At 71.7% G+C, this 25,775-nt stretch carries 23 protein-coding genes; 19 read left to right on the forward strand and 4 right to left on the reverse strand.

What is annotated here, in order from left to right; genetic code table 11:
• Positions 1-261 precede the first annotated feature (261 nt).
• From E0H26_RS30085 to E0H26_RS22885, 7 genes are all read left to right on the forward strand, one after another.
• Positions 262-447, forward strand: coding sequence for a hypothetical protein (locus tag E0H26_RS30085; RefSeq protein WP_240742319.1), 186 nt, complete (start codon positions 262-264; stop codon positions 445-447).
• A gap of 56 nt (positions 448-503) precedes the next feature.
• Positions 504-671: a hypothetical protein gene (locus E0H26_RS30090; protein WP_240742320.1), complete on the forward strand. Its 168-nt coding sequence runs from the start codon at positions 504-506 to the stop codon at positions 669-671.
• Positions 672-806: 135 nt separating this feature from the next.
• Positions 807-1,250: a helix-turn-helix transcriptional regulator gene (locus E0H26_RS22865; protein WP_131307063.1), complete on the forward strand. Its 444-nt coding sequence runs from the start codon at positions 807-809 to the stop codon at positions 1,248-1,250.
• A gap of 35 nt (positions 1,251-1,285) precedes the next feature.
• Positions 1,286-3,670 (forward strand): ATP-binding cassette domain-containing protein, encoded by a 2,385-nt coding sequence (locus E0H26_RS22870; protein ID WP_131307065.1) that lies wholly within the window; start codon positions 1,286-1,288, stop codon positions 3,668-3,670.
• Between the two features lie 59 nt (positions 3,671-3,729).
• Positions 3,730-4,140, forward strand: coding sequence for a VOC family protein (locus E0H26_RS22875; protein ID WP_131307067.1), 411 nt, complete (start codon positions 3,730-3,732; stop codon positions 4,138-4,140).
• A 106-nt stretch (positions 4,141-4,246) separates the two neighbouring features.
• Positions 4,247-4,792: a hypothetical protein gene (locus tag E0H26_RS22880; protein WP_131307069.1), complete on the forward strand. Its 546-nt coding sequence runs from the start codon at positions 4,247-4,249 to the stop codon at positions 4,790-4,792.
• Positions 4,793-4,925: 133 nt separating this feature from the next.
• Positions 4,926-6,509, forward strand: coding sequence for a GGDEF domain-containing protein (locus E0H26_RS22885; RefSeq protein ID WP_131307071.1), 1,584 nt, complete (start codon positions 4,926-4,928; stop codon positions 6,507-6,509).
• Between the two features lie 89 nt (positions 6,510-6,598).
• Here the strand turns inward: E0H26_RS22885 and fxsT are convergent, their stop codons facing one another.
• Both fxsT and E0H26_RS22895 read right to left on the reverse strand, forming a co-directional pair.
• On the reverse strand, positions 6,599-9,574 hold the full coding sequence (gene fxsT / locus E0H26_RS22890; RefSeq protein WP_131307073.1) for an FxSxx-COOH system tetratricopeptide repeat protein: 2,976 nt from the start codon (positions 9,572-9,574) through the stop codon (positions 6,599-6,601).
• 84 nt (positions 9,575-9,658) lie between these two features.
• Positions 9,659-10,225 carry a nucleosidase gene (locus tag E0H26_RS22895; protein ID WP_131307075.1) on the reverse strand — a complete coding sequence of 189 codons (567 nt, stop codon included), beginning with the start codon at positions 10,223-10,225 and terminating at the stop codon, positions 9,659-9,661.
• 92 nt (positions 10,226-10,317) lie between these two features.
• On the opposite strand from E0H26_RS22895, the gene E0H26_RS22900 reads away from it, so the two are divergent.
• Positions 10,318-10,833: a hypothetical protein gene (locus E0H26_RS22900; protein WP_131307077.1), complete on the forward strand. Its 516-nt coding sequence runs from the start codon at positions 10,318-10,320 to the stop codon at positions 10,831-10,833.
• Here E0H26_RS22900 and E0H26_RS22905 read toward each other — a convergent pair whose 3' ends face one another.
• Positions 10,834-12,171 carry a glycoside hydrolase family 18 protein gene (locus E0H26_RS22905; RefSeq protein ID WP_131307079.1) on the reverse strand — a complete coding sequence of 446 codons (1,338 nt, stop codon included), beginning with the start codon at positions 12,169-12,171 and terminating at the stop codon, positions 10,834-10,836.
• Between the two features lie 241 nt (positions 12,172-12,412).
• Here E0H26_RS22905 and E0H26_RS22910 point away from each other — a divergent pair, with 241 nt between their 5' ends.
• From E0H26_RS22910 to E0H26_RS22925, 4 genes are all read left to right on the forward strand, one after another.
• On the forward strand, positions 12,413-13,186 hold the full coding sequence (locus tag E0H26_RS22910) for a (Fe-S)-binding protein (protein WP_131307081.1): 774 nt from the start codon (positions 12,413-12,415) through the stop codon (positions 13,184-13,186).
• A gap of 17 nt (positions 13,187-13,203) precedes the next feature.
• Positions 13,204-14,613: a lactate utilization protein B gene (locus E0H26_RS22915; RefSeq protein ID WP_131307197.1), complete on the forward strand. Its 1,410-nt coding sequence runs from the start codon at positions 13,204-13,206 to the stop codon at positions 14,611-14,613.
• Positions 14,610-15,212: a LutC/YkgG family protein gene (locus E0H26_RS22920; RefSeq protein ID WP_131307083.1), complete on the forward strand. Its 603-nt coding sequence runs from the start codon at positions 14,610-14,612 to the stop codon at positions 15,210-15,212. The genes E0H26_RS22915 and E0H26_RS22920 overlap by 4 nt, the downstream gene beginning before the upstream one ends.
• A gap of 126 nt (positions 15,213-15,338) precedes the next feature.
• The gene (locus E0H26_RS22925; protein ID WP_165521962.1) at positions 15,339-15,866 is read left to right on the forward strand and encodes a MauE/DoxX family redox-associated membrane protein; all 528 of its coding nucleotides are present in this window, start codon (positions 15,339-15,341) and stop codon (positions 15,864-15,866) included.
• 43 nt (positions 15,867-15,909) lie between these two features.
• On the opposite strand, the gene E0H26_RS22930 is transcribed toward E0H26_RS22925, so the two are convergent.
• Positions 15,910-18,786, reverse strand: coding sequence for an AfsR/SARP family transcriptional regulator (locus tag E0H26_RS22930; protein ID WP_131307087.1), 2,877 nt, complete (start codon positions 18,784-18,786; stop codon positions 15,910-15,912).
• A 132-nt stretch (positions 18,787-18,918) separates the two neighbouring features.
• On the opposite strand from E0H26_RS22930, the gene E0H26_RS22935 reads away from it, so the two are divergent.
• From E0H26_RS22935 to E0H26_RS22965, 7 genes are all read left to right on the forward strand, one after another.
• Positions 18,919-19,113: a hypothetical protein gene (locus E0H26_RS22935; RefSeq protein WP_131307089.1), complete on the forward strand. Its 195-nt coding sequence runs from the start codon at positions 18,919-18,921 to the stop codon at positions 19,111-19,113.
• Positions 19,114-19,269: 156 nt separating this feature from the next.
• Positions 19,270-19,809, forward strand: coding sequence for a TlpA disulfide reductase family protein (locus E0H26_RS22940; protein WP_131307091.1), 540 nt, complete (start codon positions 19,270-19,272; stop codon positions 19,807-19,809).
• A complete protein-coding gene (locus E0H26_RS22945) occupies positions 19,806-21,644 on the forward strand; it encodes an ABC transporter ATP-binding protein (RefSeq protein WP_131307093.1) in 1,839 nt (612 codons plus the stop codon). The genes E0H26_RS22940 and E0H26_RS22945 overlap by 4 nt, the downstream gene beginning before the upstream one ends.
• A 1-nt stretch (position 21,645) precedes the next feature.
• The gene (locus tag E0H26_RS22950) at positions 21,646-22,146 is read left to right on the forward strand and encodes a S26 family signal peptidase (protein WP_131307095.1); all 501 of its coding nucleotides are present in this window, start codon (positions 21,646-21,648) and stop codon (positions 22,144-22,146) included.
• 324 nt (positions 22,147-22,470) lie between these two features.
• Positions 22,471-23,211 carry a cellulose binding domain-containing protein gene (locus E0H26_RS22955; protein ID WP_131307096.1) on the forward strand — a complete coding sequence of 247 codons (741 nt, stop codon included), beginning with the start codon at positions 22,471-22,473 and terminating at the stop codon, positions 23,209-23,211.
• 68 nt (positions 23,212-23,279) lie between these two features.
• The gene (locus tag E0H26_RS22960) at positions 23,280-24,176 is read left to right on the forward strand and encodes a bile acid:sodium symporter family protein (RefSeq protein WP_131307098.1); all 897 of its coding nucleotides are present in this window, start codon (positions 23,280-23,282) and stop codon (positions 24,174-24,176) included.
• Positions 24,177-24,348: 172 nt separating this feature from the next.
• Positions 24,349-25,725: an FAD-dependent oxidoreductase gene (locus tag E0H26_RS22965; protein WP_131307100.1), complete on the forward strand. Its 1,377-nt coding sequence runs from the start codon at positions 24,349-24,351 to the stop codon at positions 25,723-25,725.
• The last annotated feature ends 50 nt before the right edge of the window (positions 25,726-25,775 follow it).

The following is a 25,775-nucleotide window of genomic DNA, read 5'->3' on the forward strand; positions in this document are numbered from 1 at the left end:
TACGACGAACGTGCCGCAGGACAAGCAGCCCTCGGCAGTGAACACCTTTCTGCCTGCGAACTGGCAGCGCCATGCCGTAACCGCCGAACCCTGCGCGGCCCGGTTGTGGGAACTGTACAAAACCTTTTGGTGTCTTCGCCTCTGCTGGCGATACCGCCATCGAACCTCATCCGGGCCCGTTGGGCCAGGTTTGTCATGTCGATCATTCGGGCACAGGGGCGCGCGTACGGCCATCGATCAACCGAACGAACGGGGGAGTCCATGACTCGACTGGCCAGCATCGGCCTGGCGACGACGCTCGTGGTGGTGGGGGCGGCGCCGCCGGCCCGCGCCGCGGCGGCGCAGCTTGTGAACTTCGCGCCGGCCCAGTACCTCGCCACCGGATCGACCGCGACCAACGCGGTCGCGGTGGCCGACGTGACCGGCGACGGGCGAGCCGACACCTGACCGGTGACGGCGGCGCCGACCTGGCGGTCGCCCACGCGAATTGGCTGGCGGTCAGCGTGCACCTCCAGCAGCCGGGCGGCACGCTCGGCGGGTACGCCACGAACCCGGTCGACGGGGTCGGCCCGCACGAGGACGCGCTGGCCATCGGTGACGTCACCGGGGACGGCAAACCGGACATCGTGGTGGTGGCGTACGACAAGGTGGCGGTGCTGCGGCAGCGCTGACACCCGACGGCGGAGCAGGGGCCCGGTGGGCGTACGGGCCCCTGCTCCGTGCGGTGCGGTACCGGGCGGCGGCGGGCCGGCGCGGGCGGCGCCGGAAGTGGGCAACTGTCGGTGGGCCGTGGCACGATTTCGGAGGTGACCAGCAGAGCTGCCGCGCAGCTACGTGACCTGGCCCGGCTGCGCCGGGTCCGGGACCGGATCGACCGCGAGTACGCGCAGCCGCTCGACGTCGAGGCGCTCGCCCGTGGGGTGAACATGTCGGCCGGGCACCTCAGCCGCCAGTTCCGGCTCGCCTACGGCGAGTCGCCGTACGCCTATCTGATGACCCGGCGCATCGAGCGGGCGATGGCGTTGCTGCGTCGGGGCGACCTCAGCGTCACCGAGGTCTGTTTCGCGGTCGGTTGTGGGTCGTTGGGCACGTTCAGCACCCGGTTCACCGAGTTGGTCGGTGTGTCGCCCAGCACCTACCGCAGCCAGGCGCAGCCGAGGGCCGCCGAGATCCCCTCGTGCGTGTCGAAACAGGTGACCCGGCCGATCAGGATTCGAGAAGCGTCGGTCGGTCAACCGCAGCTAGCCTGACCGGCGCAGACGTACGCCGTACAGATGGAGACACGATGAGCAGGGCCACCAGCACGGGGGCGGCGTCGGCGCACGTCGCCGACAGCCACGACCTGATCCGGGTGCACGGCGCACGCGAGAACAACCTCAAGGACGTCAGCATCGAGATCCCCAAGCGCCGACTGACGGTGTTCACCGGGGTCTCCGGCTCGGGCAAGAGTTCGCTGGTGTTCGGCACGATCGCCGCCGAGTCGCAGCGGCTGATCAACGAGACCTACAGCGCCTTCATCCAGGGCTTCATGCCGACCCTCGCGCGGCCCGAGGTCGACGTGCTCGACGGGCTGACCACCGCCATCATCGTCGACCAGGAACGGATGGGCGCCAACGCCCGCTCCACGGTCGGCACCGTCACCGACGCCAACGCCATGCTGCGGATCCTGTTCAGCCGGCTCGGTCAACCGCACATCGGCTCGCCCCAGGCGTTCTCCTTCAACGTGGCCTCGATCAGTGGCGCGGGCGCGGTCACCATCGAGCGCGGCGGCAGCACGACCAAGGAGCGCCGCAGTTTCAGCATCACCGGCGGCATGTGCCCGCGCTGCGAGGGGATGGGCCGGGTCAGTGACTTCGACCTGTCCGCGCTATACGACGACAGCAAGTCGCTCAACGAGGGTGCCCTCACCATCCCCGGCTACAGCGTCGACGGCTGGTACGGCCGCATCTTCAGCGGCTGTGGCTTCTTCGACCCGGACAAGCCAATCCGCAAGTTCACCAAACGGGAGCTGCACGACCTCCTCTACAAGGAACCAACCAAGATCAAGGTCGACAACGTCAACCTGACGTACGAGGGTCTGATCCCGCGCATCCAGAAGTCCTACCTGTCCAAGGATCGGGAGGCGATGCAGCCGCACATCCGCGCCTTCGTGGACCGGGCGGTCACCTTCGCCACCTGCCCCGACTGTGGCGGCACCCGGCTCAGCGAGATGGCCCGGTCATCGAAGATCGACGGGCGCAACATCGCCGACGTCTGCGCGATGCAGATCAGCGACCTCGCCCAATGGGTCCGCGCACTGGACGAACCGTCGGTCGCGCCACTGCTGGCCTCACTCGGGCACACCCTCGACTCGTTCGTGGAGATCGGGCTCGGCTACCTCTCCCTCGACCGGCCGTCCGGCACCCTGTCCGGCGGCGAGGCGCAACGCACCAAGATGATCCGCCACCTCGGGTCGTCGCTGACCGACGTCACCTACGTCTTCGACGAGCCGACGGTCGGTCTGCACCCGCACGACATCCAGCGGATGAACGACCTGCTGCTGCGGCTGCGGGACAAGGGCAACACGGTGCTCGTGGTGGAGCACAAGCCGGAAACCATCGCCATCGCCGACCACGTGGTGGACCTCGGTCCCGGTGCCGGCACGGCGGGCGGCGCGGTCTGCTTCGAAGGCACCGTCGAGGGACTGCGGGCCAGCGGCACGCTCACCGGCCGCCACCTCGACGACCGGGCCACCCTCAAGCAGACTCTCCGCAGCGCCACCGGCGCGCTGGAGGTACGCGGCGCGGCAACGCACAACCTGCACGACGTCGACGTGGACATCCCGCTCGGGGTGCTGGTCGTGGTGACCGGGGTGGCCGGCTCGGGCAAGAGCTCCCTGATCCACGGCTCGGTGGCCGGGCGCGACGGCGTGGTCTCGGTCGACCAGACGGCGATCCGGGGCTCGCGGCGCAGCAACCCGGCGACGTACACCGGGCTGCTCGACCCGATCCGAAAGGCGTTCGCGAAGGCCAACGGGGTGAAACCAGCGCTGTTCAGCGCCAACTCCGAGGGCGCCTGCCCCACCTGTAACGGTGCCGGCGTCATCTACACCGACCTGGCCATGATGGCCGGGGTCGCCACCACCTGCGAGGACTGCGAGGGCAAGCGGTTCCAGGCATCGGTGCTGGAATACCACCTCGGCGGGCGCGACATCAGCGAGGTGCTGGCCATGTCGGTCACCGAGGCGGAGGAGTTCTTCGGCACCGGCGAGGCGCGTACGCCGGCCGCACACGCCATCCTGGCCCGGCTGGTCGACGTCGGGCTCGGCTACCTCAGCCTCGGCCAGCCCCTCACCACGCTCTCCGGCGGCGAACGGCAGCGGCTCAAGCTGGCCACCCACATGGCCGAGAAGGGCGGCGTCTACGTCCTCGACGAGCCGACCAGCGGCCTGCACCTGGCCGACGTCGAGCACCTGCTCGGCCTGCTCGACCGACTCGTCGACGCCGGCAAGTCGGTCATCGTCATCGAGCACCATCAGGCGGTCATGGCACACGCCGACTGGATCATCGACCTCGGCCCCGGCGCCGGCCACGACGGCGGCCGGATCGTCTTCCAGGGCACGCCCGCCGACCTGGTCGCCAGCCGCCGCACCGTCACCGGCGAGCACCTGGCGGAATACGTCGGCAGATGAGTCGTGCCGATCAGGATTCGAGAAGCGTGGCCGGTCCAGGCGCAGCTAGCGTGACCAGCATGAACATCACCATCAACGCGAGTTTCCTGCCGCACACCGACCCGGAGGCCGCGCTGGCCTTCTACCGGGACATCCTCGGCTTCGAGGTTCGCCTCGACGTGGGACAGGGCACAATGCGCTGGCTCACCGTCGGCCCCACCGGCCAGCCCGACACCTCCATCGTCCTGACGCCACCGGCGGTCGACCCCGGCATCACCGCCGACGAACGCCGCACCATCGCCGAGATGATGGCCAAGGGCACCTACGCCGGCATCCTGCTGGCCACCCGGGACCTCGACGGCACCTTCGACCGACTGCAGGCCAGCGGCGTGGAGGTGGTCCAGGAGCCGACCGAGCAGCCGTACGGGCTGCGCGACTGCGCCGTACGCGACCCCTCGGGCAACATGGTCCGTATTCAGGAACTGCGCTGACCCGACCGGCGGACCGGCGCCGGCGATCCCCCTCCTCGATGCTGCGGCGGGGGCAGGCCGGCGCCCCGCCGACGGGGGCGGTCGGTCGCGTGGTTACCCTGCGGCGATGGCGGTCGGCGAGGAAGGGCGGCAGCTGGCGGTGTCGCTGGCGGAGCACATCGACCGGGTCACCTTCACCGACCTGACCACCGACCAGGTCACGGCCCGGCTGATCGACGCCGTGGTCGGCTGGGCACGCGGGCACGGCTGGCGGGTCTACCGGCGGGCGCCGAGCGTACTGTCGCTGCCGCCGCCGATGTCCGCCCAGCAGTCGGTGCTCGACGTGGCCTGTGCCCGCCCCGCCGGGCCGCCGGTCGTCGTCGAGATCGACCACGGCACGCGGCGCCGCACCTGGGAGAAGCTGCTCGCCGAGGCGGACGCCGGGCGGATACCGCTCTGGCTGCGCTGGGGCACCGGCCGGTTCACCCCACCACCACCGCCGATCCAGATGGTGACCTGCGAGGTGACCGGGCGACCGGATCCGGTCGGCCAGGGTCGGCTGCACAGCCGGCTCCCACGGGCCGAGAAGCAGCCACCGGCACACTCGGCCGCGCCGGTCGGCGCGGCGGACGCCGTCGAACTGCCGCTGCCACCGGCCGCGTCAGCCGAGTAGCCGACGGCAGGCGTACGCACCGCCGGTCGCCGGACCGGAACGCTCGGTGCGTTGCGGACGTCCGGTGACTCCCCGAATTGGAGCGGTTGCCGTAACATCGGGCTGATTCCTACCTGGGCGGTGCGGAGGCCGCATGGACGAGGTGACCCTCCGGGCGCTCTGTCTCCTAGAGGAGGCGCAGGCCGGTGCCGCGGCGCGGGTGTTGGGCGTCGCCGAATCGGCGCTCCGCGAACCCACCGGGGAGATCAGCGACGGCCCGGCGGCGATGCACTTCGCGCGCGTCGTGGCCCTGACCCGCCTGGGCGAGCTGCGTGCCGCGATCAGCGCCGCCGACCTGATGTTGGCCGCCGCCGACCGCGAAGGCAGCGCCGGATGGCGCTCCTGCGCGCTGTCCCTGCGCGCGACCCGGCGACTTCGCCTCGGCGGCCAGGACATGGCCGAGTACGACATCGAGGCGGTGCTACGCGATCTGGTCAGCGCGGAGACCGCCCTGCTCGCCGACGAACCGAACCCGGTGATCACGGGCAACGCGCACACCGGGATCGCGATCGGATACGCGCAGCTACGCCTCTACGAGTTGGCCGCCCCGCAGTTCGAGGCGGCCTACGAGGCGGCCTGCCGGGCGGCGTACCCGGACAACGGCAACCGCGCGATGTGGCTGTGCAACCTCGCCGAACTCAACCTGCTCTGGGCGCTGGAGCTGTACCAGGTCGGCCAGGTCGCCGAGGCGGAACAGCACACCACCGCCGCGGAGGGGTACGCGATGCGGGCGGCGGCGGAGGCGTCCGGCCGCAAGGCGGAGGTGTGGCGGCTCTCCGCCCTGCTGTTCGCCGCGTGCGCCCGCGCCGACCGCCAGGACCCCGCCGGTGCGGCTGCCGACATCCCCCGGTACACCGACCTGCTGCGGACCCACGGGCTCCCCGAACACCAGCAGGAGATGCTGCTCTGCCGGCCCTTCCATGCCGTCGCGCTGCGCCGCTCCGGGCGACCCGAGGAGGCCCTGCGCGTCATCGAGGACGCCGTCGCCCTGCTGTCACCCGACGCCGACTGGCTGATCTCGGCAGCGGTGCACCGCACCCACGCGGTGCTGCTGGCGGTGAACGGATCGCCCGACGCCCGGGCCGGGCTCACCTACGGCGACGCCCTCGCCGAACTGCTGTGGCGCCAACGGCACCGGTGGCTGCACACGGCGATGACCATGCAGTCGTACGACGCCCTGCGCTGGCAACACGAGCAGGCCGAGCGGGCGGCGCAGACCGACCCGCTCACCGGCGTGGCGAACCGGCGTGGCCTCGACCGGTTCCTGCGGAACCTGGCCGACCCCGGTGCCGCCGACCACCCGGTGGCGGTGCTGGCCGTGGACATCGACCGGTTCAAGCACATAAACGATTCGCTGGGCCACTCCACCGGCGACGACGTGCTGCGGGCGGTGGCGCAACTGCTCACCACCAGCGTCCGGCAGGGCGATTTCGTGGCCCGACTGGGCGGTGACGAGTTCGTCGCCATCCTGCCGGGCGCCGACGCCACGCTCGCCCAGCTGGTGGCGCAGCGGACCGTGGAGGCGGTCGCCGGCCTGACCGCCTGGCAGGCGAACGTCAGCGTCGGCGTAGCCTGCGGCCCGGCGTACTCCCTGGACCAGGCCCTCAGCCACGCCGACAGCGCGATGTACGCGGCCAAGCGCGCCGGCGGCAACCAGGCGAGCTGCACGTCAGCCTGACCTGTCGTCCCGGGCGCACCTGGGCCGGCGCGGCGGGCAGGTCGGAAGGCACGCGCCAGGTAGGCCGCGGCGTCAGGCGGTTCGCGGCTTCAGCGCTTTCTACGCCGGTTGCCACCTCGGCCGGGTCGTCCGCCCATCCGGGCCTTGATCCTGTCCAGTAGGTGTTGTGTCTGCTGGGTCCGGCGGTCGTGCGGTCCGAACAGTCGCCGTTCGGCCTCGAGTTTCGTCGCCGCCTGAGTTCGTGCCGCCATCACCGCCCCCCGCGCCAACAACAGCTCTGCCAGGTTGCTGCGGGTGGTGAGGATGTGGGGGTGGTCGGGGCCGAGGATGCGGATTTGGTCGGTGAGGAGTTGTTCGAGGCTGGTGATGGCGGTGCGGTGATCGCCGGCCCTGCTTTTAAGGCTGGCGAGGTTGCTGCGGGTGGCGAGGGTGTCGGGGTGGTCAGGGCCGAGGATGCGGATTTGGTCGGTGAGGAGTTGTTCGAGGCTGGTGATGGCGGAGTTATGGTCGCCGGCTTCGCCGATCCAGTTGGCGAGGTTGTTGCGGGTGGTGAGGGTGTGGGGGTGGTCGGGGCCGAGGATATGAAGTCGGTCGGTGAGGAGTTGTTCGAGGCTGGTGATGGCGGTGCGATGATCGCCGGCCCTGCCTTTAAGGCTGGCGAGGTTGCCGCGGGTGGCGAGGGTGTGGGGGTGGTCGGGGCCGAGGATGCGGATTTGGTCGGTGAGGAGTTCTTCGAAGCTCGTGATGGCGGCGTGGTCGTCGCCGGCTTCGCCCTTCACGTTGGCGAGGTTGCTGCGGGTGGTGAGAGTGTCGGGGTGGTCGGGACCCAGGACACGGATTTGGTCGGTGAGGAGTCGTTCGTAGCTGGTGATGGCGGTGCGGTGATCGCCGGCTTCGCCGATCCAGCTAGCGAGGTTGTTGCGGGTGGCGAGAGTGTAGGGGTGGTCGGGGCCGAGGACGCGGAGTCGGTCGGTGAGGAGTTGTTCGTAGCTGGTGATGGCGGTGCGGTGATTGCCCGCTTCGCCGATCCAGTTGGCGAGGTTGTTGCGGGTGGTGAGGGTGTCCGGGTGGTCGCCGCCGAGCACGGCGGTCCGGCGGGCGAGGACGTCAACCAGCTTGTCGCGGCTCTCGCTCAGCCGTCCGAGTGAGGCCAGGACGACGACGTGGTCGTTCGCCGAACGCAGCGTGGCGGGTGCGTCCGGACCGAGCGTGCGCTGCCGTCGGTCGAGGGTGTCCTCGGTCAGCGCAAGCGCCTCCCGGTCGAGTCCTTGCTTGTGGTAGGCGTGGGCTAGTTCGGCGGCGGCGGCGAGGGTGTGCCGGTCATCCGGGCCGAGTGTCTGCCGCCACTGTTCGTAGAGGCGCTTGGCCAGGCGGATACCGGCGTTGGTGTCGCCGCTGTAGAGCAGGTAGAGCAGGGCGTCGCAGGCCGTGTCGCGGAGGGCGGTGTGGTCGCTGTCGCCGATCTTCATGGCCAGCAGGTGCGGCATGAGCTGCGACCAGGCCGGCCAGTGGGTGGCCGACGCCGGGTCGCCGGGGTGGCTGGCCGCCACCAGGACGCTCGCCTGCCGGCGTAGCTCGTCGCGCTGGGCCGAATCGAGTTGGCTGAGCACGAGCGTCTGCACCAGACGGTGCACCTGGATGCCGCGTTGCCACAACCGGACGAGTTCACCGAGTCGCTGTGCGGTCCGGTAGAGCCGCATCGGGCTGGCCAGCACCGGGCCCAGCGGCTCGGCGACGGCCGTGGGCGCGGCGGTGAGCAGCGACATCGGGATCGGCTCGGGGGCCATGACGCAGCAGAGCCGGAGCAGGTGCAGTGCCTCGCCGTGGTCGGCGAGCCCGTTGATCGACAGGCGCAGGGCCGCTGCCAGCGATCGTGGGTACGACGGCGGCAGGTCCGCGTCGAGCAACTCGTCGGCGTCGGTATCCAACAGTTCCAGGTAGAACTGCGCCGGCATCGATCTCAGCGTGGTGGCCGCCTGGGTCAGCGCCAACGGCAGATCACCCAGCTTGTCGGCCACCGCGTCGGCCTGGTCGGGCGCGAGGTCGGTGACCCGGCTGCGCAGCAGGGTCACCGACTCCCGTCGGGTCAGCAGCTCCAGCGTCACATCCGCGTACTCCGGCCAGTTGTCCGACCGCGAGGTGACGAGGACGTGGCCGAACCCGGCGGGCAGCCAGGGCTGGACCGCCTCGGTCGTCTCGGCGTTGTCGAAGACCAGCAGCCAGCGCATCGGCTGCTGGAGGTGCCGGCGCAGCGCGGGTAGCGCGGCGGCCTCGCCGTGTTCGGTGACCAGCCCGAGATCGGTGGCGAGCGCGGTGAGCTGGGCCGGCACCAGGTGCGGCTGCTCGGCGTCGAGCCACGCCACCAGGTCGTACTGGGCGGCGAAGCGGTGGGCGTACTCCGCCGCCACCTGGGTCTTGCCGACCCCGCCGAGCCGGAACGTCGACTGCACCACCACCGGCTGTCCGGGCCGTAGCCGGCGACGCACGGCGTCGATGTCCCGGTCCCGGCCGACGAAGGCCGCGTTGCGGTGCGGTACGCGCCACAGCGTCGGCTGGTGCGCTCCGGGTAGCCGGGGGGCCTCCTCGGCCGGGCGTTGCCGGGGCACCTGGCCACCGGGGAAGTCCGGAGCGGTGGCGGGACGCGGTGGTGTTCCGCGTACCGCGTTCAGCAGGACCCGGTGGGCGTCGTCGGCGCTCAGCCCGGCCAGGCTGGGCGTGACCAGCGGGCGGAGCACCGGCGGCGCCGTGACGTCCGCCAGGCGTAGCGGGATGAGCCGGCCGTGGCGGTCGCGGCCGGACATGATCGCGGTCCACTCGTCCGTGGTGAAGCGCTGGTGCTCGAAGTAGTCCTCGGAGAAGAGTGCGACCACCCGGTCGGCCCGGTCCAGCGCCTGGCTCATCCGCACCACGGCGTTGTCACCGGCGGCCCAGTCCCACAGGTCCAGTTCCACTGTGTACCCGGCCTGCTCCAGGTGCCAGGCGACCCATTCCGCCCACGGCCGGTCCGGGCCGGCGTACGAAATGAACAGCTTCTCCCCGCTCCGGGCGCTGGCGTCCGTTGTCACGCCAACAGGCGTACCACATCACGATCAGCGATCCCATTGCCGGGCCGGTCGAGGCCGTCAGCCGTAGGGCCGACGGCCGCAGACTCAGAGGTGGTCGCGGACCCAGCCGGCGAGCAGCCGGGCGCAGTGGTCCACCGACTCCTGCCAGGTGCGTTCCGCCCCGGCACCGGCCTCGTCGCTGACCTGCTTGACCAGGCGGACCGGCAGGCCGAACCGGCGGGCCGTGGCGGCCACCGCGTAACCCTCCATGTCGACCAGTTGGGCGCGGGCGGCCAACGCTGCGCGGGCCGCGTCGTCGGCGATGAACTGGTCGCCGGTGGCGAGCACCGGACCGTCGCCGAGGGCCAGCGGCGCCCCGACGGTCTGACCCGTCAGCCGGTGCAGGAACTCGGTGTCCAGGTCGTGTTGCAGGACGCTACCCACCTCGTGGGTGCCGGCCCAGCCGGGGTGCAGCGCACCGGCGGTGCCGAGGTTGACCACCGCCGACGGCAGCGGCGACCGGGCCAGCGTCGCCGCCACGGCGGCCGTGGCGTTGATCTTCCCCATCCCGGTCAGCAGCACCGGCAGGCGGAAATCGAGGTGGGCGGCCTCCTCCGCGAGGGCCAGCACGAGTAGCGGCCGATCCGGGCTGATCGTTCCTCGAAGATCCATCGGGCGATGGTAGCCGGGCACCCGGCTCCGGCCGGTCGCGCCAGCCGCACCGCCGGCTCGGGCCGGTCGCGCCGATGCGCTACCAAGGAGCCATGGATCTGGCTGGTATCGACGCCGAGATGGCGAGCCTGGACCTGGCGTACCGGCGGGTGGCCACCGAGCCGGTCGACGTCACCGATCCGGATGCGCTGACGAACCTCGGCGCCACCGTGGCGGCGGCCCTGGCCGCGTTGGGTGTCGACGACCGGGCCGAGGCGGTGCTGCGTGCCGTCGTCCAGCGGTATGCCACCGGTGACGAGAGCGACCGAGTGGCGCTGCGGGGCATGTTCGGGCGGTATCCGTCGTTCCGGTGGGCGGCGCACCTGCCCCGGCACTGGGCGGGCGCTGCGGAGTTCCGGGCCCGGCTCATCCACCTGTCCGCCCGTGACCAGGGCGACGACGCGCGCGACGAGATCCTCGGCTTGCAGGACCTCTGCGATCGGGCCGTCCAGGATGGGATCGACGTCGATCCCATCCTGGACGAGGTGGCGGCGTTGTCCAGCGCGGTGGACCGGTACGGAATGGGCTCGACGCGCGACATCATCCGGCGCCAACGCCCTGGCCGCTGACTAACGCGTGGTCAGCCCGAGACTGATCGTCCTGGTCAGGGTGGCGTTGTCGTCGTCGCCGTCGAGCGACCAGATCATCGCCCCGCCCAGGCCGGTCCGTCGGATGTAGAGGGTCTTCTGGAGCACCACCGCCGGATCGTCGTACGTCCAGAAGGTCGTACCGTCGAACAGCCAGGCGTGCCCGGCGCGCAGATCGCGGTGCACGGTGAAGCCCTTGCCGGCCAGGGTTTTGAGCTGCTTGTAGTCCTCGAATCCGGCGGCGTGGGTGGCCGGAGCGGGTCCGCTGGCGGGCTGGAAGAGGCCGTTTCCGCCGCCGGTGACGCCGGTCCAGCCCTGCCCGTAGTACGGGATGCCGAGCACCAGCTTCGCTCGTGGTGCGCCCCGGGCGATCCAGCCGTCGATGGCCACCTCGACGGAGAAGTCCGGGTCGTCGGGGGAGCGGTTCGGCACCCGCAGCGCCGACTGCTGATTGGTCCTCGTCTCCCAGGTGCCGTGGAAGTCGTAGCCCTGCACCGTGGCGAAGTCCAGGTACTTGAAGATCTTGCGACCCTCGTACCCGGCGTCCATCGCCGCCGGGTTGGCCGGCAGGAACGCGGTCAGCGGGTAGTGCTTGCGGGTGGTCCGGCCGAAGGCGTCCAGTTGCCGGCGGAACTCGGCCAGCAGCTTGGTGAAGTTCTCCCGGTCCTCGGGGCGGATCACGTTGCCCGGTTCGCCCGGCCAGTTCGGCCACTCCCAGTCGAGGTCGATGCCGTCGAAGACCCCGGCGGCGGCTCCCGGCCCGCCGCTGCCGCCGTCCAGGTTCGGCAGGTTGCCCTTGAGGTAGAGGTCGATGCAGGAGGCCACGAACGCCTTGCGGGAGGCGTCGGTGTGGGCGGCGTTCGAGAAGTACGTCGACCAGCTCCAGCCGCCAAGCGAGATCATCACCTTGAGGTCGGGGTGCTTGGCCTTGAGCTTGGCGAGCTGGCCGAAGTTGCCGTTGAGCGGCTCACCCCAGGCGTCGGCGACGCCGTCGACGCTCTCGTCGGCCGGGACGGGCCGCTGGTAGTCGGCCCAGGCGTCACCCTCACCCGGCCCACCGTCCACATAGCAGCGACCGTCCTCGCTGACGTTGCCGAAGGCGTAGTTGATGTGGGTGAGGCGGCTGGCCGCGCCGGAGGTGTCGAGCTTCTTGACCGGGAAGGCCCGGCCGTAGATGCCCCACTGGGTGAAGTAGCCGACCCGGTGGTAGCCGGCGCGGCGGTTGTCGTCCGCGCTGGCGGCGCTGGGCGGTGCGGCCGTGACCAGCAGGGTTGTCAGGGCGACGAGGGCGGTGAGGCGGCGGTGGCGCAACGGTCGCATCGGCACTCCCACGAGGGACAGGGCGAAATCAGTAAAGACACCTTCCTGATCGATGAAGCTAAGCGGATCACCGCCTGCGGTCAAGGGTCGAGTCAGGCGCGGCGCCGCCTCCACGGTCACCCGCGATGCCCGACGCGGTTGCCGGTCGCCGGTGGGCCGGTCGGTGCGGCAGACTCAGGAGATCCGTGATGCCCGACGGCCGCCGCGCCCCGGGCGGTGGCCCGGTGGGTGGAGGTGAGAGGTGCGGATCGCGCTGTTCGTGACCTGCCTGGCCGATACCGTGTTTCCCGAGGCGGCAAAGGCCACGGTGCGACTGCTGGAGCGGCTCGGACACGAGGTGGTCTTCCCGCCCGAGCAGACCTGCTGCGGGCAGATGCACGTCAACACCGGCTACCAGCGCGACGCACTGCCGCTGATCCGCCGGCACGTACGGACCTTCGACCCGTACGACGTGATCGTGGCGCCGTCGGGTTCGTGCGTCGGGTCGGTGCGGCATCAGCACCCGCTGGTGGCCCGGCGGGCGGGCGACGAACGGTTGGCCGGCCGGGCCGAGGACGTGGCGGGGCGGACGTACGAGCTGTCGGAACTGCTGGTCGACGTGCTCGGAGTGACCGACGTGGGCGCCTACTACCCGCATCGGGTCACCTACCATCCGACCTGCCACTCGTTGCGGATGCTGCGGGTGGGGGACCGGCCGCTGCGACTGCTGCGCGCGGTACGCGGTCTGGACCTGGTCGAACTGCCCGCCGCCGAGCAGTGCTGCGGGTTCGGGGGCACCTTCGCGGTGAAGAACGCGGACACCTCGACGGCGATGCTGGCCGACAAGATGCGTCACGTGCTGTCCACCGGCGCGGACGTCTGCACCGCGAGCGACTCCTCGTGCCTGATGCACCTCGGCGGCGGACTGTCCCGGCTGCGTACCGGGGTGCGCACGGTTCACCTCGCGGAGATCCTGGCCGCGACCGAGCAGGGCGAGACCGCCGGTACGCCGACGCGAATGGCGGTGCGACCGTGACCCGGACCTTCCTCGGCATGCCGGCGACCGCACCACCCGGCGTGGGACAGCTCCGCGGTACGGAGCCGTTCCCGAGCGCCGCGCGGCGCAGCCTCGCCGACCCGCAACTGCGCCGCAACCTGGGGCACGCCACGACGACCATCCGGGCCAAGTCGGCCGGGGTGATCGCCGAGGTGCCGGACTGGGAGCGGCTGCGCGAGGCCGGCCGGGCGATCAAGGCCGACGTGCTGGCCCGCCTGCCGGAACTGCTGGAGCAGCTCGAAGCGCGGGTGAGCGCGGCCGGGGGTGTGGTGCACTGGGCGGCCGACGCCAACGAGGCCAATCGCATCGTCACCGACCTGGTACGCGCCACCGGCAGCGACCGGGTGATCAAGGTCAAGTCGATGGTCACCCAGGAGATCGGGCTCAACGAGGCCCTGGCCGAGGCCGGGATCGAGCCGGTGGAGACCGACCTGGCCGAGCTGATCGTCCAGCTCGGCGACGACCGCCCCAGCCACATCCTGGTCCCGGCCATCCACCGCAACCGGGCCGAGATCCGGGAGATCTTCCTGCGGGCCATGCCCGGCGTGGATCCCGCGCTGACCGACGAGCCGGCCGCGCTCGCCGCCGTCGCCCGCGGTTACCTGCGGCAGACGTTCCTGACCACGAGGGTGGCCGTCTCCGGCGCCAACTTCGCCGTGGCGGAGACCGGCACCCTCGCGGTGGTCGAGTCCGAGGGCAACGGGCGGATGTGCCTCACCCTGCCGGACACACTGATCACCGTGATGGGCGTCGAGAAGGTCGTGCCGACCTGGCGCGACCTGGAGGTGTTCCTGCAACTGCTGCCCCGGGCCTCGACCGGGGAGCGGATGAACCCGTACACCTCGATGTGGACGGGCGTCACCCCGGGTGACGGGCCGCAGGCGTTCCATCTGGTGCTGCTGGACAACGGGCGCAGCGCGGTGCTGGCCGACGAGGTGGGCCGGCAGGCGTTGTACTGCATCCGCTGCTCGGCCTGCCTGAACGTCTGCCCGGTGTACGAGCGCACCGGGGGACACGCCTACGGGTCGGTGTACCCGGGGCCGATCGGGGCGGTGCTGTCACCGCAGCTGACCGGGGTGGCCGACAACGCGTCGCTGCCGTACGCCTCGTCGCTCTGTGGCGCCTGCTACGACGCCTGCCCGGTGAAGATCAACATTCCCGAGCTGCTGGTGCAGCTGCGGGACCAGGCCCCGCATCCGCGCACCGAGGCGGCCGCGATGGCGGCGGCCGCGTACACGATGGATCGACCCCGGCTGTACGAGGCGGCGCAGCGGGCCGTCCGGCTGAGCCGGCTCGCCGGGCGGCGCGGACGGGGGCTACCGCCACCGCTGGACGGCTGGACCGGCAGTCGCGATCTGCCCGACCCGCCGGCGCAGACCTTCCGGCAGTGGTGGGCCGGGCGATGAACTCCCGTGACCTGGTCCTCGGTCGGCTGCGCGCCGCCCTTGCCGGCGGCGGCCCGGCGGCAGCCGGCGAGGTGCCGCGCGACTACCGGCACACCGGCACCCTCGATCTCGACCAGTTGGTGCAACGGCTGACCGACTACCGGGCCCAGGTGCACCGGGTGGCGGGGCACGCGGTCGCCGACACGATCGCGGCGATCCTGCCGGCCGGGGCCACCGTCGTCGTACCGCCGGGGCTGCCGCCCGATTGGCTGCCGACGACGGTGACCGTACGGCCCGACGACGGGCTCGACAACGGACAGATCGCGGCGGCGGACGCCGTCGTCACCGCCGCGACGGTCGCGGTCGCCGAAACCGGCACGGTCGTCCTCGACGGGTCGCCCGACCAGGGCCGGCGGGTCCTCAGCCTGCTGCCCGACCTGCACGTCTGCGTGGTCCGGGCCGACCAGGTGGTGGCCACCGTTCCCGAGGCGCTCGCCCGGCTCGTCCCGCACCGGCCACTGACCTGGATCAGTGGCCCGTCGGCCACCAGCGACATCGAACTCAACCGGGTGGAGGGCGTGCACGGCCCACGTACCCTGCACGTCATCGTGCTGGCCTGACCGGCACCGCGCCGCCGAGGCGATCACCCGCAGGCACGTCGCGCGGGGGTCGCAGCGGGGTCGAGTGGCCCGGCCCGGGCCGGGCACCGGTTGTCGCCCGGCGACGGAGCGGATAGGTTGCCGGTCGTGCGGTATCTGGACGTGGTCTGCCGTGCGCTTCTCGCGTCGGTGTTCATCGTTGCCGTGGCCAACAAGGTCTCCGGTAGGGCCGCCTGGCTGGGCTTCGTCCAGTCGTTGCGGGAGTTGCGTCAGGTGCCCGAGGCCGCCGTACGGTCGGCGGCCGTCGCGGTGGTGACGGTGGAAATCCTCGTCGTCGCGCTGCTTGTCGTACCGGTGCGTGCCGTTGGCGCGGTCGGTTTCGCGCTGGCGGTCGGCCTGCTCGGCGCCTTCACCGTGGTGATCGGCCGCGCCCTGGCGCGGGGCAGCCGCGCTCCCTGCCGCTGCTTCGGCGTCTCCAGCACCCCACTCGGCGTGCCGCACGTGGTGCGCAACCTGATGCTGATCTGTGTGGCGGGCCTCGGCCTGACCGGACTGTCGGTCGACGGCAGTATCGACGCACCCTACGCGGTGCTCGCCGGCCTCACCGGAATGATCCTCGGTGTCCTGACAACGGCGGCCGAGGACATCGTCGCCTTGATCAAACCGCTCCGATAAGGACAGGGACCAGGTCGGGCGAGCCGGTCGCCGCTTGACCCGGTCACGCCGGGGACCGGGGTGCGTCGGCCAGCCGGGCCCGTACCTCGGCCGCCCGCGGATGATCCAGCTCGGTCAGGATGGCCAGCGCCGCCGACCAGTCGGCCTGGGCGGCCGGCCCGTCGCCGGCCGCCGCACGGGTGTCACCGAGCCGGGTCAGCGACACCGCCTCGGCGAAGCGGTCGCCCATCTCCCGGAACATGCCGACGGCCTGCTCGAAGCAGTAAACGGCCGGCCGGTGCCGGCCCAGGCCGTGGTTGGCGTGGGCGATGCTGTCCCAGCTGTCCGCCGCGCCACGCCGGTCGCCCAGCAGCTGATGCTGCCGCAGGGCCCGCGAGCAGTACGTGAACGCGCGCTCGTGGTCGCCGAGGAGGGTGTGGCACCAGCCCACCGCGTTCAGCGCGTTGGCCTGGCCCGGGCGGTAGCCGGCCCTGCCGTACAGGGCGAGGGCTCGCTCCGCGTGGCCGAGCGCGTCCCGGTACCGGCCCCGCCGCTCGCACGAGTCGGCGAGGCTCATCTCCGTGTTGGCCTGGCCCACGTCGTCGGCGAGTTCCTCGTAGCGGCGGAGTGCCCGCCGCAGCTCGCGTCCGGCGTCGTCGTGCCGTCCGAGCCGCGAGTACGCCTGGGCGAGTCCCCGATGGGCGCGGGCCTCCAACGGCCGGTCCCCGAGCCGGCCGGCCGCCGCCAGCGCGGTCCGCTGCACCGCCGCCTGGTCGTGCCAGGAGGCCCGCCGGTCCATAAACGCGACCAGGTGCCAGGCCAGCTCGCACACCTCCCGGTCGAAGCCGGCCGCGACCGCGCGGTCGATCAGCGCGAGGAGCACCGCGTACTCGGTGGTGAACCAGCCCAGCGCCGCCTCCGCGTCCGCCGGGCGGTCCGCCGCTGCCCGCTGCGTTGGCGAACCGCCGTCGGGCGCGGAGGGCGGCCTGGCCGGCACCAACCCCGGATGCCGGTACGGCGAGATCATCCGGTCCGCGCTCGCGGCCATGTCGACATAGTGGTCGATGACCCGGTGCAACGCCGCCCGGCGTGCCGGCTCCGGGTCGGCGATCCGGGCGAGTTCGGCGGCGTACGCGCGCAGCAGGTCGTGACAGCCGTAGCGGCCGGGCCGGTGCTCGACCAGCAGATGGGCCCGGGCCAGCTGCGCCAGCAGCGGACGGACCTGACCCAACGGCACACCGGCCAGGGCGGCCGCGGCGGCGGCCGAGAGGTCCGGGCCGGGATGCAGACCGATCAGCCGGAACAGCGCCGCCGCCTCGCCGGAGAGCAACCGGTACGACCAGGAGAAGACACTCCGTACGTCGAACGCCTCGTCGTCGTCGGAGAAGACCGCCAGGTCGCCGGAGCTTTCCCGAAGCTCCCTGGCCAGCGATTCGAGGAGGAACCGTGGCTGGGCGCTGGCCCGGGCGGCCACGATGGCCAGCGCCAACGGCAGCCGGGCGCAGGCGCCGACGATCTGGTCGACCGCGTCGGGTGCCGCCGCGACCCGCTGCGGGCCGATCCGGCCGGCGAGCATCTGTCGCGCCTCGGTGCCGGTCATCAGCCCAAGATTGAGCGGGAAGGCGCCCCCGGCGACCAGTCCGGCCAGTTCGTTGCGACTGGTGACGATGACCAGGCAGCCGGCCGAGCCGGGCAACAGCGGACGGACCTGGTCGGCCCCGCGCGCGTTGTCGAGCAGGATCAGCACCCGCCGGCCGGCGAGCAGACTGCGGTAGAGGCCGACCTGGGCCATCAGGCTGACCGGGGCGCGCGTCGGTCCGACCCCGAACGCGTCGAGGAAACCGCGCACCACCTCGTCGGGACGGACCGGTCCCGCACTGGCGTCGAAGCCCCCGAGGTCGGCGTAGAGCTGCCCGTCGGGAAACCGGTCGGCGATCTGGTGCGCCCAGTGCACGGCCAGCGTGGTCTTGCCCACGCCGGCCGTACCGGTCATCGTGACCACCGTCGGCCGGTTGCCCACCTCGGTGGTCATCAGCTCGGCCAGCCGCCGCAACTGCTCGGCCCGGCCGGCGACCGCGACCTGGTCGGGCGGAAGCTGGGCCGGGACCACCGGCGCGGGGTCCGCGACCGGCGCGGCCTCGGCCGGTTGGTACGCCACGATCGCCGGCCGGTGCGGTGCGAGCAGGTCCTGGTGCGCGTCGGTGAGCACCGACCCCGGATCGACGCCCAACTCGGCGGCGAGACGCTTGCGGGTGAGGTCGAAGACGGCGAAGGCGTCCGCACGCCGGCCCAGGGCCACGAAGCAGCGCATCAGCTGGGCCTGTGCCTGCTCGTCCAGCGGCCGGCTCTCGGCCCGCTCGTGCACCAGGGCCAGCACCTCCTCGGCCCGGCCGGCGCGGATCGCGGCATCGACCCGCCAGGAGAGCACCAGCTGCGCCTCCGCGGTCAACGACGCCGTCCGGGGATGCCCGGCGAGTACCGGTACGTCGGCCAGCGGCGGCTGCCACAGCCGTAACACCTCCCCGGTCACCTGCCAGACCCGCGTCTGGTCGTCGTCACCACGCGCCGTACGCGCCTCGGCCACCAGCCGCCGGAACCGGAGCACGTCGATGGTGATCGGATCCGGCGCCAACCGGTAGCCGGTGCCCACCGACGGCAGCAGGTGGCTCGCCGCCCGCGTTGGCCGCCCCGGCTCCAGCACCTGGCGCAGATGCTTCACGTGGGTCTGGATGACGTTCGTGCCGCTGCTCGGCGCGTCGGTCGGCCACAACGCGTCCACCAACTCGTCCCGACCGACGGGCTGCCCCTCGGCCAGCGCGAGCAGACCCAGCACCGCCCGCCGCTGCGGCGGCCCGGTCGGCAACTCGGTGGTGCCCCGCCACAGGCGGACCCGGCCCAACACGTTGAGCCGTAAACCTTCTGACGCATGGTTCGGTTCCATGGTGCCTCCCCCGTCGCTGTGGCACCGATCAGCAGGACGACTACCCGCCCTGGTCGTCCATTCTGCATCCAGTGGAAATCCAATCGGAAGATCCACAATGGCGATCGACAGTGTGAGAAGGAGGTGAAAGAAATGCTTCGAATCGTCAACGAGTTGGGCGACCGGATGCTGGCGCTCTTCGTGCCGCGGGTGACCGCCTCGGCCGCCGACTGCGGCTCTGTCGTGCTGAGGACGGTCTGCAGGAATGGCTTCTACCAGGTTTGTCGCTGCTTCAGCAACAGCAACTGCGCCTGCCTGAGCTGCGAGCCGACGACCACCCGCTGCTGACCACAGTCGGCTAACCACCACGCTCACCGAGCGTGGCGACGCGCAAGTGACCGGCGGCGGCCACTCTTCGGCCCGCCGCCGGGCCGCGTTCACCACCCACCAGTGTTTCGCCGGCCCGCACGGATCGGCCCGGGTTTGATCAACCGAGGAGTGCTCATGCCGTACCTCACCGTCGCTGTGGTTCTGGCGTGCGGGTTGGGCCTGCTGAACCTGCTGCTGACCATGGCCGTCATCCGCCGGCTACGCGAACACGCGGAACAGTTGGCTCGCCATGCGGCCGGGGCCGGTGCCGGCATCATCGAGCCGGGACAGACGCCCGGCGACTTCGCGGCCACCGACACCGACGGCAACCCGGTGCGCCGCAGTGACCTCAGCGGTGACGTGCTGGTCGCCTTCTTCTCACCCGACTGCCGGGCGTGCACCGAGGCGCTGCCCCGGTTCGTGTCGCAGGTGGCGACGTTCCCCGGCGGCCGGAGTCAGGTGCTCGCCGTGGTGACCGGTGACGGACCGGAGGTGCCCGAGCTGTCGACCCGGCTGGCCGGGGTGGCCCGGGTCGTGGCGGACGGCGTCGATGGTGGACTGACGGCCGCGTTCCAGGCCCGCGCCTTCCCCTGCTGGTGCCTGCTCGACGCCACCGGCACGGTGCGGCAAAGCGGTAGCGGCTGGAGCGAACTGCCCACGCCGGTGGCCGCGTGACCTCGGGAAAGTCCCGGCGCCGGGTGACCCCCCGGCTGATCGTCGCCGCCGCCGGCCTGGCCTACCGGGCCGCACCGGCAACGGCCGTGGCGCAGGCGCTGCTGGCGATCGTCGCCGGTGCGACCCCCGTCGCGGTGGGTGTGCTCACCAAACTCGTCGTGGACCGGCTCGTCGGTCCGGGCGGTGGCCCGGTGGCGACGCTGATCGGGCTGGCCATCGGGCTCGCCGTGGCCGGGGTGGCGGTGGCCACGCTGCCGCACGTGTTGCGGTACCTGGAGGCCGAGTGGCGGCGGCGGGTCGTCGTGCGGGCGCAGGCCGACCTGTACGCCGCAATCGATCGGCTGCCCGGCCTGGGCAGGTTGGAGAACCCGGCGTTCCGGGACCACCTCAACATCGCCGACGAGGCCGCCCGGTACAGCCCGATCGCGGTCGCCAGCGGAGGGCTGGACCTATTACGGGGCGTGGTCACCGTAGCCGGCTTCGCGGGCACCCTGGCCCTGCTCAACCCGTGGATGGTCGGTCTGCTCGTGCTGGCCGCCATCCCCACCGCCAAGGCCGAGCTGCGGCTGTCCCGGCAGCGGGCCGAGCTGATGTGGCAGCTCAGCCCGACCCAGCGGCGCCACTTCTTCTACGCGGACCTGCTCACCGGCCTGGCCGCGGCCAAGGAGATCCGGCTGTTCAATCTCGGTGACCTCTTCGGCCAACGGATGATCAATGAACTGCGGGCGCTCAACAAGGCGAACCGGCGGATGGACCGCAAGGACGTCCTGGTGCAGGCCGGACTTGCCGTCGCCGGTGCCGTGGTCGCCGGCGCCGGCCTGGTCTGGGCCATCCTGGCCGTCCGCGGTGGTCGGCTGAGCGTCGGCGACGTGACGATCTTCATCGCCGCGGTGGCCGGGGTGCAGGGCGCGGTCTCGACCGGGATCAGCCGGGTCGCCGACGCCCACGAGGCGTTGCTGCGGTTCACCCACTACCGCGAGGTACTGACCACCCCGCCGGACCTGGACCTGCCCACCGACCCGGCACCGGTCCCGCCACTCAGCGGCGGCGTCGAGCTGCGCGACGTCTGGTTCCGGTACAGCGACGAGCATCCGTGGGTGCTGCGCGGCGTCGACCTGACCATTCCGCAGGGCCGGACGGTGGCCCTCGTCGGGCTCAACGGCGCCGGCAAGAGCACGGTGGTGAAGTTGCTGACCCGGTTCTACGACCCCACCCGGGGCAGCCTGCACTGGGACGGCATCGACTACCGCCAGCTGGACGTGGCCCAGCTGCGGGACCGAATCGGTGCCACCTTCCAGGACTTCATGTCCTACGACCTCTCTGCCGCCGAGAACATCGGACTCGGCGACACGGACCTCCTCGACGACACCGAACGGATCGTCACCGCAGCCCGGCAGTCCGGGGTGCACGATGCCCTGACCGCGCTTCCACACGGCTACGCGACCCAGCTGACCCGTACCTTCGCCGACCCCGCCGACCGCGACGACGTGAGCACCGGCGTGCTGCTCTCGGGTGGGCAGTGGCAACGCCTCGCGCTCGCCCGGTCCTTCCTGCGCGCCGGCCGCGACCTGCTGATCCTCGACGAGCCGAGCGCCGGCCTGGACGCGGAGGCAGAGGCGGACCTGCACCAGCGACTGCGTGGGCTGCGGGAGGGCCGGACCACCTTGCTGATCTCGCACCGGCTGGGCACGATCCGGGACGCCGACCACATCGTCGTACTGCGTGACGGCGTGATCGCCGAGCAGGGCAGCCACGACGAGTTGCTGGCGGCGCAGGGCGCGTACGCCCGGCTTTTCCGCCTTCAGGCCGCCGGCTACCAGCCGGTGCCGAGCTGACATGGTCGCTGTCCTCCTCGCGCTGGCGACCGGATGCCTGCTGGCTGCCCTGGTGATCCGGTATCGACGCGGGTGGGTGCTGGTCACGGTGGACGGCCGGTCGATGGTTCCGGCGCTCGAACCGGGTGACCGGGTGCTGGTGCGCCGTGTCCCACCCGCTCGCGTACGGATCGGCCAGGTGGTCGTCGTCGAGGAACCCGTCGGTGGCGCCTGGCTCACCCCGCCGGTGCCCTGGGGGGCCACCCCCACCGCCGGCCGCCGGTGGATCGTGAAGCGCGCCGTGGCCGGGCCGGGGGATCCGGTGCCGGTCGAGGTCACCCCTGCGGTCGGCGGCGATACGACCCGGGTTCCGCCCGGGCACTTCGTGCTGCTCGGCGACAACCGCCCCGGCAGTTGCGACTCGCGGACCTACGGCTTCGTCCCCGGTGACCGGATCCTCGGATCGGTACACCGGTTCCTGAGCCCGAGCCGGGGCGATGGCCGGGCCACCCGATCCCCGTGACCCGGCGGACCGGCGCGTCGCACACGGCTCACCCTCGCGCCGGGCGCCTCGACCCTGAGCAGGCGCTGGTCGTCGAGTTCGACGTCGACCACCCGCACCGCCGCATCGCCGTGGGAACGGGCCGTTCGGTCGCGGATCTCCGCCAGGACAGCCCGTTGTATCGACAAGCTTCGAATGAAAAACTCGGCCCGAGTCGTGCTCGGGAGCCAGCGCGATTCGTTTCAGCGCAAGGGGACGCGCGGGAAAAACCCCGCGCCGGGCCGTCCTCCTCCGGCAAAGCCACCCGGGTCGCCGCCGCGCGGTGCCCGCTTCCAGGAGGCACGGATGAATCGTACGTTTGGCGTGGTGCTGGCCACCGCGACCCTGACCCTCGCCGCCGGGCTCGCCGCGCCCGCCGCCGCCCAGACCTCACCCACGGCAACCCCGTCACCGTCACCGACCCCGGTCTGCCCGCCGGTGTTGCCGATCAACGCCTTGGTGACCGGCACGACAGCCACCAGCGTGACCATCACCTACAACGCGTTCATCACGCCGCCCTGCGGCTATGACCCGCCGATCACGGTCATCCTGTTCGGCAGCCGCGACGACGCCATCCAGTGGCAGAACCCGGTGGCCCAGGGCACCTCCGGACCGGAGCGCTCCGGCGCGGTCACCATCGACGGGCTGACCCCGGGCGCGGAGTACTGGTTCCGGCTCAGTGACGCGGCGGGTGTGCGGGATCCGTACGTCATCGGTGGGCCGGCTCGGACCGCGCCGCAACCGCTCTGCGCCGCGACGGCCACGATCGACGCCGGGTGGGGAAGTGGCTTCGTCGCCACGGTCACCGTACGCAACACCGGCGGTGAGCGGCTCAACGGCTGGCAGGTGCGGTGGCGGTGGTCCGGCGACGAGCGCCTCCAGTCGGTCTGGAACGCGGTGACGGAGACGTCGGCGGGCGAGGTGACGGCCCGGCACGCCGGCTACAACGGCTCGCTCGCCCCGGGCGGCTCGACCACCTTCGGCCTGTTGGCGGCGACCAGCAACGTCCCACCGGGTCTGGCGCTCAGCTGCGAGCGGTCGTCCTGACCGAACCCGTCGCAACCGACCGCAAGGACGATTGTGAATGCGTTACCGGGTGGTAACGATGTCGTGTCATGGACTCCGCCCTGACCCTGATCGGACTGCCCATCGCCCTCGGCATCATCATGCTCGGTCTGGGTCTCGGCCTGACCGTCGCTGACTTCCGCCGGGTGGCCCAACATCCGAAGGCCGCCGTGATCGCGCTGGCCTGCCAGGTGCTGCTGCTGCCGGCGCTCTGCTTCGCCCTGGTACTGGCCTTCGGTCTGCCGCCGGAACTGGCCGTCGGGATGATGCTGCTGGCGGCATCGCCCGGCGGCACCACCGCCAACCTCTACAGTCACCTCTTCGGCGGGCACGTGGCCCTCAACATCACGCTGACCGCCATCAATTCGGTGCTCGCCGTGTTCACCCTGCCGATCGTGGTCAACCTCTCGGCGGCGTACTTCCTCGGCGACGCCCGGAGCATCGGGCTCCAGTTCGACAAGGTGCTCCAGGTCTTCGCCATCGTGCTCGTGCCGGTCGTGCTCGGCATGATGATCCGGGCCCGGACGCCCCGCGTCGCCGCGAGCCTGAACCGCCCGGTCCGGATCCTGTCGGTCGTCGTGCTGGTGGCGGTGATCGCCGGCGCCGTGGTCGGCGAGCGGGCCAACCTCGCCGACTACTTCGTCTCGGTCGGTCTCGCCGTGCTCGCGTTCAACCTGCTGAGCCTCGCGATCGGGTACGGGGTGCCCCGGCTGGCCGGGATCGAGCGCAGTGCCGCCAAGGCGGCCGGGTTCGAGATCGGCATCCACAACAGCACCCTGGCCATCACGATCGCGCTCAGCCCGGCGCTGCTCAACAGCAGCCAGATGGCGATTCCCGCCGCGGTCTACGGCGTCGTCATGTTCTTCACGGCAGCCGCCTTCGGCTACCTGGTGAACCGGGTGGGAGCCCGGTCCGCCAACTCCCCGAGCGGGGCGGCCACCAGCTGAGGCGCCAACTGTCGTGACGCGGACACCCGGCAAGGGCTCGGGCGGCGTGCCCTGCCTGTGCAACGATCGTTGAGCGTCATGCCGACCGCCCGGCCCCGCCGGCCTGTCGCTGTCCTGGCAGCACGGCAGGCACGTGGGGAGGCGCCACCTCGTACCCCTTTTTGGAGAGCACATGTCCCTCTCTCCGGCTGAGGTCTTCGCCGCGTTGAACGCGGTGCGGCCTCCCGACCAGGCGTCTCCGGTCATGGACAAGGCCGTCGTGGTCGGCGGCAGTGTCGCCGGTCTGTTGGCCGCGCGGGTGTTGGCCGACTACGCGGAGAGTGTCGTCGTCCTCGACCGGGACGACCTGCATGTCCCGGGTCACCGACCCGGCGTACCGCAGGGGACCCAGCTGCACGCCCTGCTGCCCGGCGGTTTTCTCCAGCTCGAACGCCTGTTTCCGGGGTTTCGGGAGCAGGCCGTGGCACACGGGGCAGTGGAGGCACCACCCTCGGCCCGGCGGAACTACCTCGACGGCCGGCTGAAGGTCGTCGTACCGGACGACGCCGACAGCCTGGCCGGGAGTCGGCCGCTCCTGGAGGGACTGATCCGGCAGCAGGTGTTGCGGCTGCCCAACGTCAAGACGGTCACCGCCCGCGCCACCGGCCTCGTCATCGACGGTGCCGTGACCACCGGGGTCCACTACGACGTCGGTGGAGCGCCCGGCGTGGAGCACGCGGATCTCGTGGTGGATGCCATGGGCCGGTCGAGTCGGCTCTCCGAGTGGCTGGAGCAGGCGGGGTGGGAGCGGCCCGCGATGCGCCGGATGAGCGTGCATCTCAACTACGCCACCGCACTGTTCCGGCGCCGGGAAACGAACCCGGAGCACACGGCCGTCCTGGCGCTGAACAGCCCCGGAAAGTCGGCGGACGTGGCCGGGGCGGCCTTCTTCGCCATCGAGGACGACCGGTGGATGGCGATGATGGCCGGCTACGCGGAGAACCATCCGGGCCGTACCCCGGAGGATTTCGTCCGCCGGCTGCGCGAGCAGTTCCCGCCGGAGTTCCGCGCGCTGGCCGACAGTGAGCTGCTCGGCGACGTGCAGACCTACCGCCATGCCGACAGCCGTCGGCGCGACTTCCCCGCGCTGCGTCGCTTTCCCGCCGGGCTGGTGCCGGTCGGCGACGCGGTCGCGTCGTTCAACCCGGTGTACGGGCAGGGCATCACCGCGGCGGCCCTGCACGCCGCCTGCCTGTTGACGTACCTGCGGCCCGGACCGGATCTCCGGCTGCCGGCCCGGCAGTTCCTCGCCCTGCAACAGGTCGTGGTGGACGCCGCCTGGTCGATCTCGACCTCCGCGGATCTGGCCCTGCCGCACGTCGCTGGCCCGTATCCGCGCGGTCACCGCTTCTCCAGCTGGGTCAGCAGGCAGATCGTCACCGCGACCATCACGGATGTCACGACCGCCCGGCGGTTCAACGAGGTGGTCTCGATGCGCAAACATCCGAGTGCGCTGGCCACCCCCGGAGTCGTCCTGGGCGCGCTACGCGCGAACCTGCGGGCACGGTGACCTTGGCGTGGCATCGGCGTGGCCACCGACAGCCGGCTGACTGGCCGGAG

The sequence above is a fragment of the Micromonospora zingiberis genome, assembly GCF_004331455.1.
GTDB classification, from domain to species: domain Bacteria; phylum Actinomycetota; class Actinomycetes; order Mycobacteriales; family Micromonosporaceae; genus Micromonospora; species Micromonospora zingiberis.